This window comes from Nostoc sp. C052, from assembly GCF_013393905.1.
Lineage (GTDB): Bacteria > Cyanobacteriota > Cyanobacteriia > Cyanobacteriales > Nostocaceae > Nostoc.
On sequence record NZ_CP040272.1, the window covers coordinates 7,488,718 to 7,501,932 of the forward strand.

Below are 13,215 nucleotides of genomic sequence, written 5' to 3' on the forward strand. Positions count from 1 at the left end.
ATGAGCAGCAAAACTCAAGCCCCAGTCAACGCCACCACTAAACCCTCCTTGAGTGCTGATAAATCTGGGCTGTTGCAACGCAAATGTGCTTGTGGCAAGTCAGCAGGGCTAACAGGTGAATGTGCTACGTGCCAGAAGGAAAAACTGACCCTACAGCGAAAACAAACTGCTACTCAGGATGATGTTTCTGAAGTACCGCCGATCGCTCATGAAATTCTCCCATTACCGCGCGTTCCGATGATGCAGACCAAACTCACCATTGGCGCGAGTAATGATCCACTGGAACAGGAAGCAGACCGAATTGCCGATCAGGTGTTAGCAGCACCCGCGCATCCAGCTGTTAGCGTTGCGCCACCGCGCATCCAGCGCTTTACGGGGCAACCAACTGGGCAGACGGATGTGGCAGCCCCCGCCAGCGTAGACCGCGTTTTGTCGAGTCCTGGCAGTCCGCTGGAGCCTGCGTTACAGCAAGATATGGAACAGCGCTTTGGTTACGACTTTTCGCGGGTGCGGATACATACTGATGCGGCGGCTGTGCGATCGGCGCAGGACGTAAACGCCAATGCCTACACGGTGGGACACAACATAGTGTTTGGTATAGATCAGTACTCGCCTGAGACGCACGAGGGGCAGAGCTTGATTGCCCATGAACTTACACATGTTTTACAGCAAAGCCAAGGGAGTTCCATTGCTACTATATTTTTGCAACGAGATCCTAACGACAACCAGTTAACTCCTAAAGATCGACAACTGGCTTGCGTAGTAAGACGAGGCGGTTGCTCATCTGGTACTTATAGCCGTGACGGAGGAACTGCTGATGAGGATATTCCTAAATACAACAAGATATGTAGAGACGAGGAGAAAACTAATTACGATGGGTCTGACATCAAGCCAACGCCAGATGAGTGCAATAACCCCCCCAAGGAGCCTTTGCCAGCCGGAGCAAAGATTCTACTGGGAGCTTTTTTAGTAGTAGGTTCTGGGCTAGCTATTGCAGCTGTTGCCGTCACAGCTGAAGCTATTATACCGATTGTCATTGCTAGTATCGTAGAAACTGGTACAACTGGTTACGCTTTTTACCTTGCAAACGCCTTTGCTGTCAACGAAATCGGACTTTTTACTGCTGGGCTATTAATGTCCTGTGAAGGAAATGTTCTTGGGCTGCTCCATGCCATCACAACCGATCCTGAACAAGCAATCAAGATATTGGCTGAAGTCTACATCCTCCATACAAGCATCAGTGTCAATAATGGATCTCCACGATCGGCGACAGTTCCTGTAAAACTGCTTCCGCCAAGTGAGCAGCAGGCGAACTCGGAGAAGATTAGGTTCAAGACTGTGGGTCCACCACATTTCGAGGATACAAAACCGCCTGAACCCATTACCCCTCCAGCCCGACAACTCACCCAAGGGCAAAACCCACCCATTACACCTCCAGCCCGACAACTTACCCAAGGGCAAAACCCACCCATTACACCTCCAGCACGACAACTCACCCAAGGGCAAAACCCACCCATTACACCTCCAGCCCGACAACTTACCCAAGGGCAAAACCCACCCATTACCCCTCCAGCCCGACAACTCACCCAAAGTACATATACAGGTACAGGGGCAGGTGAGGTTCTGGGAGAAATACCTCCTAGTGATTTACCTAAAACATTAGCTCCCAATCTAAAACCTGGGGATCCTGGTGCCTATAAAGGTATAAAGCCATATTTTGGAAGCATGGTACAACAGCCAGCAGCAAAAATATTGCAAAGACGTTTTTCTTCTTCTAAACTCAACTTTGACAACATAGAGCCAAGTAAAAATGGCCCAGATGTTGTTTGGGAAGGTGGAAAAGACCCAGGATTCGATCTCGCGGATCTTAAAGCAGGTGAGGGAGAATTTAATAAGTTTACAAAGCAAGCTCAAAGTTGGGTAGAGCTCAGAGGAAAGCCTCTTAGAGTAGCTATGATAGTGATTGCAGAAAATGGAGCAGTTTATACTTACTACATAGGTACATTTTCACCATAGCAGTTTATGAGTTGCAGCTAATTACACCTAACCAGGTGAAGGAAACAGGGTGATCGTACTTTGGGCTAAGGAGAAAGGAGCGATCGCGGATATGTTATTTGGGAAGGGGGCGATCACAGGTTAGGTGATGGGAAAGCGATCGCCTGCTACAATCAAAAGCCCTTATTCATTGCAACCTCTCTACTGGAATGAGCGATCATGAACCTCAAGTACTAGGACTTCCCTATCGCTGGCAGGAAATCCAAGCAGTAGTGCGATCGCACGCTTTACCTAACATCATGCAGAAACATATCAAACATTTCGCCCTGTCCGTAAAATAAACTATCGTTAAGCTTTGGCATGAAAAGTAACAAAATTAACCAGATATATAGATAGAAGCGGTATTTTACTAATAATTCAGATTTCATGCAGGCATGTCCCATGACTTCTTTTCCCGGTTCTCCCCGCCTACTCAAAGGCGGCATTGTTCTCCTTGATTCGGAAACCTCTGCGGTGAGGCGGGTCATTAACCTGCAATATAATCCCGATACTCTCAGCCGCAGTTTACAACTTCAAAGCACCAGTAACGATAGTGGCGATCGCGCTGAAGCTCTGCGCCTGAAAGGGCCCCCTGTCGAGACTATTAAGCTGGATGCAGAAATTGATATTGCCGATCAATTGGAATGGATCGATCAACATCCCGAAGTCGCCCAACTTGGCATTTACCCGCAATTAGCAGCACTCGAAACCTTGGTTTATCCTACTAGCGGTCAGTTGCAAAACCAGAATCGATTGGCGCAGTCTGGCACGCTAGAAGTGTTGCCCATGCTGGCACCGCTAACTCTATTTGTCTGGAGCAAAAACCGCGTTATTCCGGTGCGTTTAACGGACTTTAGTATTACCGAAGAAGCCTTCGATCCATTACTCAACCCAATGCGTGCCAAGGTGAGTTTGGGAATGCGGGTGTTTAGTGTAAATGATTTGGGATTCGAGACCAAAGGCGGTGGGTTATTTATGACCTACTTGCAACAAAAAGAGCAACTAGCAATGAAGAGCCAGGGCGGTACACTCAGCGCTTTTGGTTTGGGAGGGATACCATGACAGACGTATTTCCCATGACTAGCCGTTATCACGGGGTTGAGATTGCCACGTTCACCTCAGCAACCGGGCGATCGCTCGCCTATTTACGTCGGCGGATTATTCCGCCACCAGAGCAGTTTGCGCTGCTGCAAGAACACAGGGTTGTGGAGGGCGATCGCCTCGATAACTTGGCTGCACAATATTTAGGCGACCCCGAACAGTTTTGGCAAATCTGTGATGCCAATGCCGCCATTCGTCCTCAAGATTTAACTGCAATGGTCGATCGACGGTTACGCATTACCCTGCCCGCAGGCGTACCGGGAGTACCCTATGCTTAAAGGCATTTACCTGACACTAATGGTTGGTCCAGCGGTTCCCGTAGCGGTTCCTCAAACGGTGTTGGATGCCCTGACTAGCATTGAGGTGACAACTGCAAGTGGTGCTGCTAGCGGCTTTAGTTTGACCTTTACCTTAAGCAATCGATCGCCATTGCAAACAATTTTTTTGTTGTCGGGCGGGGCGGCAATTCCGTTGCTGCGAGTAGTGATTGTGGTAACGGTGAATGGGAGGACAGAAGTATTGATGGATGGTGTGATTCAGCATACTCAGATTGCACCCGGAAAGGATTCTCAGCATTCCACCTTAACGGTGATGGGAAAAGACCTGACCGAGGTCATGGACTACGGCTTATTGAGCAATCCACCCGGAACGCCTTATCCTGCCATGCCTGCGGAGGCGCGGGTCGCTTTATTAATTGCTAAATACGCAGTGTTTGGCATAATTCCTAAAGTGATTCCCAGCGTGTTGATTGATGTCCCCATTCCCACCGATCTGATTCCTCGGCAGCAGGGTACAGATTTAGAGTACATTCAATCCTTGGCGAGGGAAATTGGCTATGTTTTTTACCTGCAACCCGGTCCCACGCCTGGAGTTAGCTTTGCTTACTGGGGGCCAGAAATCAAAGTGGGTGAGCCGCAACCTGCATTAAATATCAACATGGATCTGTTTACCAACGTAGAATCCTTGAACTTTAGCTTTAACGGCAATGGTAAAGTTCTGCCTATTGTATTAGTACAAAATAAAGAAACCAAGTTTCCGATTCCCATCCCCATTCCCGACATCACGCCGTTGAATCCACCCTTAGGAGCCATTACGCCGTTGCCGAATAAATTAGAGTTTATTGAAGGACCTGCCAAACTTTCGCTCGTGCGGGCAGCCGCCATCGGTTTAGCGAGGGCAGCGCAATCAGCAGATGCGGTTACGGGGACGGGGAGTTTGGATGTATCACGCTACGGGCACATTTTGCGATCGCGCCAACTTGTTGGGGTGCGGGGAGCCGGAACGGCGTTTGATGGGCTTTATTATGTCAAGAGTGTTACCCATAGCATTAAACGAGGAGAGTATAAGCAGCAGTTTGAGCTGAGTCGGAATGGTTTGGTTTCTACAGTTCAACAGGTGGCTGTATGAGTGAGGCGCTATATGGGTGAAGCACAGAAATTTTACGGCAAATATCGGGGTACAGTTGTGCAAAACATTGACCCAGAACGACGGGGACGGATTCAAGCGATCGTCACCGATGTCTCGAACGTGATCCCGACCAGTTGGGCAATGCCCTGCGTCCCTTGGGCAGGCTTACAAATGGGAATATATGTTGTACCGCCAATCGGCGCTGGCGTATGGATTGAGTTTGAGCAGGGCGATCCAGATTTCCCGATTTGGGTGGGCTGCTGGTGGGGTTCTACGCCCGAAGTGCCAAGCATTGGCTCAACGCTGACTACGCCTGGTGTTCCAGTCGTGGTGATGCAAACGCTCACCCAAGGAGCTGTGGTACTGAGCGATGTGCCTGTGCCTCCGATGAAAGCTCCTGGCGTGATGATTATGAGTGGCCCCAGTTCAATCACGGTAGATGCATCTGGAGTGACCATTACGGCACCGTTAATTACCTTGATAGGAGCCGTCAACATTACAGGAGCTACCAATATCAATGGAGGTGCGCTGCTTGTGACTTAAAGTACTGCGATTTAGTTATTTAAGTTTTTTAGTGCAGGAGAGCAATCTATGCCCGGTTTTATCCTTCATGCAGGTGCAACCGTCCTCTGTAGCCACGGAGGGCAAGCTCAACCGACCTCAGTTAATCCTCGTGTGACCGTCAGTGGTCAACCGATCGCCACCTTACCGAGTCCCTATGCAATCATTGGGTGCGCTCTGCCACCGCCACCTGGGGCAAACGGCCCTTGTGTGACAGCTCAGTGGATTACAGCGGCAACGCGCGTCACTTCAATGGGAATGCCCGTATTGTTATTCGATAGTCAGGCTATTTGCGCCCCGACGGGAACACCGTTAATTATTGCTGCGACGCAGCCGCGAGTCACGGCAACGTAAGTATGATTCAAGTATGAGGAAGGGATCGTGAACATTGACTTTCCACTTCAGTTTGATGATCGAGGACACACCGCGATCACGGCAGATGACTCCCATATTCGAGACCTGATTGAACAGGTTTTATTTACTTCTCCCGGCGAACGAGTCAATCGTCCCACCTTTGGCAGTGGCTTATTGCAAATGGTATTTGCAACCAACAGTGATGCTTTAGCCGCAGCAACGCAAATGACGGTACAGGGTTCTTTGCAGCAATGGTTGGGGGATTTGATTCTGGTGGAATCGGTAGAAGTAGAAAACGAAGAGTCTACGTTACGGGTGACGGTGCGCTATGTCATTCGGCGATCGCAGCAGCGGCAAGTGGCAGAGTTTAGCCGGGGCGGGCAGTTTAGCACAGGAGGTCTGTGAGATGCTTTACTTCTGTTGCGATCAGCGGCGACGGAATGCGGTACTTGCCAGTTCGCTCAATGGCATTGACTATTTAGAGGTATTGGATAGCGATGCTCCCTCCCTTGCCGATCGCCAGTTAATTTTGCTGGTGCATCTGCTGAAAGTGCCAACTGGCATTACCGTCACCCCCGATCATTTGCGGATTCAAGGGGGCGATCGCATTCCTCATATTCAAGTGACCCAAGTGACGACCTTTCCTGACTCTACAGTAGTGCAGGTCAGAGTCAATCAATGGGGAGACTATTCGCCTTATACTCTGCAATTTGTGCGGAGTAAATCCGATCCACTGCCCCCCGTTTGGATTGATCCGGTTCTTTCCGCCATTCAGTTTTCCTTTAAGGTGGAATGCCCCACAGATTTTGATTGTCAAACTGAGCGCCTTTGCCCGCCCGATGTGCAGAGTCCACCTGAAATCAATTATCTAGCAAAGGACTATGCCAGCTTTCGTCAACTCATGCTCGATCGCCTGTCGGTGCTGATGCCGAAGTGGAGAGAACGCCACCCTGCTGATATGGGGATAGCGCTAGTAGAGTTACTGGCTTATGTGGGCGATGATTTGAGCTATCAACAGGATGCGATCGCCACCGAAGCCTATTTAGGAACGGCGCGTCGTCGGACTTCAGTACGCCGTCATGCTCGGTTGGTAGACTATTTGATGCATGATGGCTGTAATGCTAGAGTTTGGGTGCAGATTCAGGTGAGTGGAGATGCGGTACTGCCGAAGGGAACGCCATTGATGACAAAAGTGGCAGGACAGCCGCCACTGATTGCACCTCAATCTAGCATTTGGATGCAATCCAGGCGACAGGGTGCAACCATATTTGAAACAATGGAAATTGCCCCGCTATTTGTCCGCCATAACGAAATAGAGTTTTACACTTGGGGCAGTCAGGAATGCTGTTTGCCTCAAGGATCAACGCGTGCCACATTGAAGGATCATTATCCTAATCTGAAAGCGGCGATGGTGCTGCTGTTTGAAGAAAAGTTGGGTGCTAAAACAGGACAACCGGAAGATGCAGATCAAACCCATCGTTGGGCGGTGCGTTTAACAAGGGTCGATCTCACAACCGACCCCATTGGTGGACAATTTGCGAATCCGCCTAACCCCGATCCGGTGGAGGTGACTGAAATAGCTTGGGCGATCGCCGATGCCCTCCCTTTCGCCCTTTGTATTTCCGCGCGCACCGATCTAGACCATCAGGCGCAATATCACGACAAGGTGAGCGTTGCTTTGGGCAATATTGTCCTCGCCGATCATGGGATGACAGTGGCACAGGAACCCCTAGAGTCTGTACCCAAACCTCATTTATTTCGGGTGCCGATGGCGGTTGGCGATCGCTGTGCTGCCACACTCGCCAATCCGGTGCCACCCCGGTTTCGCCCGAAGCTCCAGCAAAGCCCTGTCACCCATGCAGCCCCCTATTCTCCTCAGAAATCGGCGCAGTCTGCTCTCCAGTGGGAGATCCAAAAGACCCTGCCTGCGATCGTTCTTAACGGCACCTTGGGCCAAAATTCTATCCCCTGGCAGCCCCGACGCGACTTGCTCAGTAGCAACCCGACATCACCCGAATTTGTGGTCGAAACTGAAACCGATGGCATTGTCTACCTGCGGTTTGGCGATAACCAGTATGGGCTGCGTCCATCATCTGGAACCCAGTTTAACGCGACTTACCGCGTGGGGAATGGTGTGGCAGGCAATATTGGCGCAGAGGTGTTGAGGCACGCAGTTAGCACCGAAAGTGCGATCGCCCAAGTCCGCAATCCTTTAGCTGCTGTTGGCGGTGTCGATCCAGAAACGTTGGAAGATGTGCGGCAGCGTGCGCCCTATGCCTTTCGCATCCAAGAGCGAGCCGTTACCGCCGAAGATTATGCAGAAGTCACCGAACGCCATCCCGACGTTCAAAAAGCAGCAGCAACCTTTCGGTGGACGGGCAGTTGGCGCACCGTATTTGTGACCATCGATCGCCAGGGTGGCTTACCTGTAGATGCGCCCTTCAAAGCCCAAATTCGTCAATTTTTAGAACGCTATCGCATGGCGGGTTATGACCTAGAGATTGATGCTCCCCGATTTGTGTCACTCGAAATTGAGATGCAAGTCTGCGTCAAACCCAACTATTTTCGCAGTCAGGTAAAAGCTGCATTGTTACAGGTTTTTAGTGATCGCGCTTTACCCGATGGTCGGTTAGGCGTATTTCATCCCGACTCTTTTACCTTTGGACAACCCGTTTACCTCAGTCCGCTTTATGCTGCGGCTCAAGCAATTGATGGGGTGAGTTCCATACAGATTACGGTTTTTCAGCGACAAGGCCAGCCGGATGGGCTGGCGATCGCCCAAGGCAAGCTGGAACTGAATCGTCTGGAAATTGCTCGATTAAGCAACGATCCTGATTTTCCAGAACGAGGGGTTTTAAAGCTAACGCTGGCAGGAGGAAAGTGAGATGGATGAGTTCAACGCGACCCGTTTAAATGACTGTGGCTGTTGTGAGGGCATCACCGTTCAAACTCCTGTAGACCGCGATAATCGTCCAGGATTAGCAGCGATCGCCTATCGAGTGGGGACGTATCCCCAATTCAAACACAGCTTATTGGCGCAGTTATCAACTCACCCAGCACTGCAAACATTAACGACACGAGAAGAAGATGATTTTGCGATCGCGCTGTTAGATGCTTGGGCGATCGTTGCTGATGTGCTGACGTTTTATCAAGAAAGAATTGCTAATGAATCTTATTTACGCACGGCAACAGAACGGTTTTCGCTGCTACAACTAGCACGGCTAATTGGCTACCAACTCCGTCCAGGGGTTGCCGCCAGCACCTATCTGGCGTTTACGTTGGAAGATGCTCCGGGCGTGCCAAAAATCGTCACGATTGATGTGGGTTTGAAGGTGCAGAGTGTGCCGGGGAAGGATGAAACGCCCCAGACTTTTGAAACGGTGGAAAAAATTACGGCGCGTACAGAGTGGAATGCCATTAAACCCCGCCTCACCCAACCCCAGATCCTCAGCTCAAGTATGGCTGAGATCCGATTTAAGGGATTGAGTACCAATCTCAAGCGAGGAGATGGATTGCTGATTGTGACTGAAACGAATCAGACGTTTCGCCGAGTTAAAAGCGTCACAACTGAAAATCTCGCTCAGGAAACTAGGGTGGAACTAGAAGGACTCTCTAATCCCTTCACTGCCTTGTCAACCCTTTATAAAACACCTATTTTTGGGTTAGCGACACAACCCCTAAATAACGCCACGATTCAGACTCAAGTTTTGGGCAACAAATGGAATCAAACGACATTAGAATCCTATGCAGAAGTGCAGGGATGGAAGCTAGAAGAGTTTAGTGCGGCAATCGCCGCACTTCAGGTCTATCAACCTCCAGCCAATACTGGCGTTTTTGTGTTTCGCTCAACGGCTGCACTGTTTGGCTATAGCGCGCCCGATCGCCCCCTTTATGGAGTCAGCGGCAGACCTCAGCGGAATAGTGACGGCACATTAAAGTTGCAACCGTGGACTCCTGCTGCAAGAGAGGCGAAAAATCAGCTCTATTTAGACAATGCCTATGATGGGATTACAGTTGGAAGTTATATTGCAATTCGGCGATCGCCCGATGAGGACTTTATCATTGCAAAAGTAACACAAGCGGTCACGACTTCCCGAACGGAATATGGCATCAGTGGAAAAACTACTCGCTTAACTATTGATAGAGATTGGTGGAATGCAGGAACTAATGATTTTAATACAATTCGCAAAACGATAGTTTACACCCAAAGTGAATCACTAAATTTAACAGAAATTCCTATTTCTGATGAAATTAAAGATCACCAAATTACGCTCGATCGCCTTTATGAAGGATTAAAGCCAGGGCATCATCTAATTTTAACGGGTGAGGTGACGAATCCTCAAGGTGTCACCAGAAGCGAAGTGATCACCGTTAAACAGGTTAATACTGTGAGCGGTAATACCGAAATTACCCTCGTGCAGTCGCTCAAAAACATTTACATTCGCAGTACCGTTATCCTCAATGGCAATGCTATTTTAGCGACCCACGGGGAAACGGTGCAGGAGGTGTTGGGTAGCGGTAATGCCAGTCAAGCTTATCAAACATTTACCTTACGGCAACCGCCCTTAACTCATATCAGCAGCGACTCTGCGCCCGGTGGTGCTGCCTCAACCCTGCAAATTCGGGTGAATGAATTGTTGTGGCATGAAGCCCCGATGTTATATGGACAGAATCGGAGCGATCGCATTTACATCAGTCGGCTAGAAGACAATGGCAAAACGCTTGTAGAATTTGGGGATGGCAAAACTGGGGCGCGGTTGCCGACAGGGCAGGAGAATATTAAAGCCACTTACCGCAAAGGCATTGGCTCAGTGGGTAATGTCAAGGCAGGACAACTAACTACTCTGCTTAGTCGTCCTTTAGGCGTTAAGGGCGTGACGAATCCCGGAGAAGCGACGGGGGGAGATCACCCAGAAACTCGCGATCGCGCCCGCCGCAATGCACCGCTCACCGTGCTTACCTTAGGACGAATTGTCTCGTTACAGGATTACGAAGATTTCGCTAGCGCCTTTATGGGAATTGGCAAAGCGTTGGCAACCTGGACTTGGAACCGGCAAGCCCGAGGGGTGTTCGTGACTGTGGCAGGAGCCGGGGGCGCTGCGATCGCACCGGATAGTCAGACCTATCAAAATCTGGTCAGTCAGATGAAAAAATTCAGCGATCCTTATATTCCATTACAGGTGCAATCCTACCGCAAGGCATTATTCCATCTCAAAGCGAGTCTTAAAATTGATCCAGACTTAATTCCTGAAACCGTTTTAGCTCAGGCTCAAGTTCAAATTAAATCAGCATTCTCATTTGAGATGCGCGCCTTTGGTCAAGGCGTTGCTCTCAGTCAAGTCGTCGCCGTGCTGCAATCGGTTCCGGGTGTAATGGCGATCGATGTAGATGCTCTGTATCGGCTAGATGGCGTAGGTGGGGATGGTTTGACTGCACCCTTACCTGCCAAAGCGCCCCAAGCCGGAGCCACGAGTGTGACGGCGGCTGAACTACTAACCTTAGATCCAACCTCGCTGAATGATTTGGGGGTGATGTCATGAGTTTTGATGCAGACACCTTATATCGGCTGATGCCTGCCGTCTATCGTCTCCGAGATGCAGATTTAGGGGAACCGCTAAAAGCCCTGCTGACGGTGATTGCCGAACAAGCTGAAATTTTGGAGGAAGATTTGGCGCAGTTATATGACGATCAGTTCATTGAAACCTGTGCATCCTGGGTAGTGCCCTATTTGGGTGATTTGATTGGCGATCGCCCCCTCTATAACCTTTCACAAGCCTCTACCAAAATCGGTAATCCTCGTGCCGAAGTTGCCAATACTATCGGCTATCGTCGCCGGAAAGGAACGGCATCTGTGCTAGAGCAACTGGCGCGAGGTACCACAGGATGGAATGCGCGAGTGGTGGAATTTTTTCAACGGTTAGCCACCACCCAATACATGAACCATATCCGGTCTACCCCACTCGCAACGCCTGACTTGAGGCTCTGGCAACCCTTAGAATTTTTGCAAACTCCCTTTGAAACCACTGCCCATACCGCCGATGTTCGCCGCATTCCTCCGCTTCGAGGACGCTACAACATTGCCAATATCGGCATCTTTTTGTGGCGATTATTCCCCTATTCCATCACCCGTGGCACTGCCAGGACGGTAACGGCAGATGGGCGCTATTGGTTTCATCCAGTAGGCTTAGATACCCCGTTGTTTAATCCTCCGCAAACCGAGACAGAATTTACCCATTTGGCAGAACCAGCCAACGTGCCCGAACCTTTGCGGTGGCGGGTGCTGCATGAGGAATTAGAAACCCGTCGGCAAAATCTGGTCGATGGGCAAGCCCCTGTTCCCGTTTATTTTGGCAGCACTCCAGTTTTGCAAATTTTTCTTAATGACCAGCTCATCCCGCCTGAAGAAATAGCGATCTGCAACCTGGCAGATTGGCGACGATCGCCCACTAGCAAAAGCTATCAACCGACTGACCGGAAACAGCCACCGCAGATTCTTCCCATTCAGGTAGCTGTCGATCCAGTATTGGGACGAATCACCTTTCCAGATGGAGTAGTTCCCGAAAAGGTAGAAGTGAGTTACACCTATGGCTTTAGTGCCGATGTCGGTGGTGGCTCCTACGATCGCAGCTCATCTGTCCTGCCCGTTCTCCAGCGACCAATCACTTGGCAAAAAGGCGTAACCGCGATCGCACCCCTAAACGATCCTGACCTATTGGCAACCTTGACAGAGGCGATCGCAGCTTGGAACACCCAACCTGCGGGAACCGTTGGCGCAATTACCCTCCTCGATAGCCGCACCTATTCCGAAACTTTTCCCACCATCACGATTCCAGCCGGGAGTCAATTGCTGATTGTTGCCGCTGATTGGGCACAAGTGGTTGAACCTTCAGGGACTCGGCGGATTGTGGGACAACTCACTCCTGTTGGTTTGCGGCCGCATCTATTGGGAAATATCTCCATCCAGGGAACGGCTGCGGTTAACGATCCAAGTCCTGGCGAATGCATCCTTAACGGCTTGCTGGTTGAAGGGTCGCTGACAGTTCCATCTGGCAATTTGGGCGCTTTGCAGATTAGCCATTGCACCCTAGTGCCCAGTTTGCTTCGCAGTCAAGGCGAATGCATCGTTGATGCCAATCCCCAACTCAATGTTTGGATCAACCACAGCATTTGCGGATCGCTCACCTTGCCTGACAAGGTTCCCAAGCTGCGGATTGACAGCAGTATTGTCGATGGGCTGGGCGGTGTGGCAATCGCCGCCCCTACTCCAACGGATCTCAATACCAGCACGATTTTGGGCAGCAGTACTTTTTACAGCCTCGAAGCCAGTAACAGTATCTTTACTAAGAAGGCGATCGCCACCCGTCGCCAAATCGGCTGCGTTCGATTCTGTGCTTTACCCATTGACTCCCAAGTTCCACGCCGCTATCGCTGTCAGCCCAATCTGGCATTGGCACAATCGGCGGCGGCGCTCAATCCTAACCCGCTTCCCCTAGCAGAGCAAACTGCCATTTGCCTCCGACTCACTCCCCAATTCACATCCCAGCGCTACGGCGATCCGGCCTATGGACAACTGAGTCAACGCTGTGCCGTTGAGATTCGCCAAGGGGCAGAGGATGAAGCCGAGATGGGCGTGTTTCATGATTTGTTTCAACCCCAGCGAGAAATCAACTTACAGGTACGGTTAGATGAGTATCTGCGGTTTGGATTGGAGGCAGGCATTTTTTATGTAACGTGATCAAACGATTGTTCAGGAGTCAA

11 protein-coding genes are annotated in these 13,215 nt (G+C 50.4%); all 11 read left to right on the forward strand.

All coding sequences use genetic code 11. From position 1 onward, the window contains the following. The 11 genes from FD723_RS42260 to FD723_RS30920 all read left to right on the forward strand — a co-directional run bounded on the left by FD723_RS42260 (position 1) and on the right by FD723_RS30920 (position 13,192). Positions 1-2,016 carry a DUF4157 domain-containing protein gene (locus FD723_RS42260; RefSeq protein ID WP_218651769.1) on the forward strand — a complete coding sequence of 672 codons (2,016 nt, stop codon included), beginning with the start codon at positions 1-3 and terminating at the stop codon, positions 2,014-2,016. A gap of 188 nt (positions 2,017-2,204) precedes the next feature. Beyond that, positions 2,205-2,336 (forward strand): hypothetical protein, encoded by a 132-nt coding sequence (locus FD723_RS43245; protein WP_256874984.1) that lies wholly within the window; start codon positions 2,205-2,207, stop codon positions 2,334-2,336. Between the two features lie 100 nt (positions 2,337-2,436). After that, the gene (locus FD723_RS30880; protein WP_179068745.1) at positions 2,437-3,096 is read left to right on the forward strand and encodes a hypothetical protein; all 660 of its coding nucleotides are present in this window, start codon (positions 2,437-2,439) and stop codon (positions 3,094-3,096) included. Next, positions 3,093-3,413, forward strand: coding sequence for a LysM domain-containing protein (locus tag FD723_RS30885; protein ID WP_179068746.1), 321 nt, complete (start codon positions 3,093-3,095; stop codon positions 3,411-3,413). The genes FD723_RS30880 and FD723_RS30885 overlap by 4 nt, the downstream gene beginning before the upstream one ends. Further along, on the forward strand, positions 3,406-4,542 hold the full coding sequence (locus tag FD723_RS30890) for a hypothetical protein (RefSeq protein ID WP_179068747.1): 1,137 nt from the start codon (positions 3,406-3,408) through the stop codon (positions 4,540-4,542). Before FD723_RS30885 ends, FD723_RS30890 begins: the two co-directional genes overlap by 8 nt. A 12-nt stretch (positions 4,543-4,554) precedes the next feature. After that, positions 4,555-5,085 (forward strand): phage baseplate assembly protein V, encoded by a 531-nt coding sequence (locus FD723_RS30895; RefSeq protein WP_179068748.1) that lies wholly within the window; start codon positions 4,555-4,557, stop codon positions 5,083-5,085. Between the two features lie 48 nt (positions 5,086-5,133). After that, positions 5,134-5,457: a hypothetical protein gene (locus tag FD723_RS30900; RefSeq protein ID WP_179068749.1), complete on the forward strand. Its 324-nt coding sequence runs from the start codon at positions 5,134-5,136 to the stop codon at positions 5,455-5,457. A 27-nt stretch (positions 5,458-5,484) separates the two neighbouring features. Continuing rightward, positions 5,485-5,862, forward strand: coding sequence for a GPW/gp25 family protein (locus FD723_RS30905; RefSeq protein WP_179068750.1), 378 nt, complete (start codon positions 5,485-5,487; stop codon positions 5,860-5,862). A gap of 1 nt (position 5,863) precedes the next feature. Next, positions 5,864-8,341, forward strand: coding sequence for a putative baseplate assembly protein (locus FD723_RS30910; protein WP_179068751.1), 2,478 nt, complete (start codon positions 5,864-5,866; stop codon positions 8,339-8,341). Position 8,342: 1 nt separating this feature from the next. Next, positions 8,343-10,997, forward strand: coding sequence for a putative baseplate assembly protein (locus FD723_RS30915; protein ID WP_179068752.1), 2,655 nt, complete (start codon positions 8,343-8,345; stop codon positions 10,995-10,997). Further along, complete coding sequence (locus tag FD723_RS30920) at positions 10,994-13,192, forward strand: hypothetical protein (RefSeq protein WP_179068753.1); 2,199 nt, start codon at positions 10,994-10,996, stop codon at positions 13,190-13,192. The genes FD723_RS30915 and FD723_RS30920 overlap by 4 nt, the downstream gene beginning before the upstream one ends. The last annotated feature ends 23 nt before the right edge of the window (positions 13,193-13,215 follow it).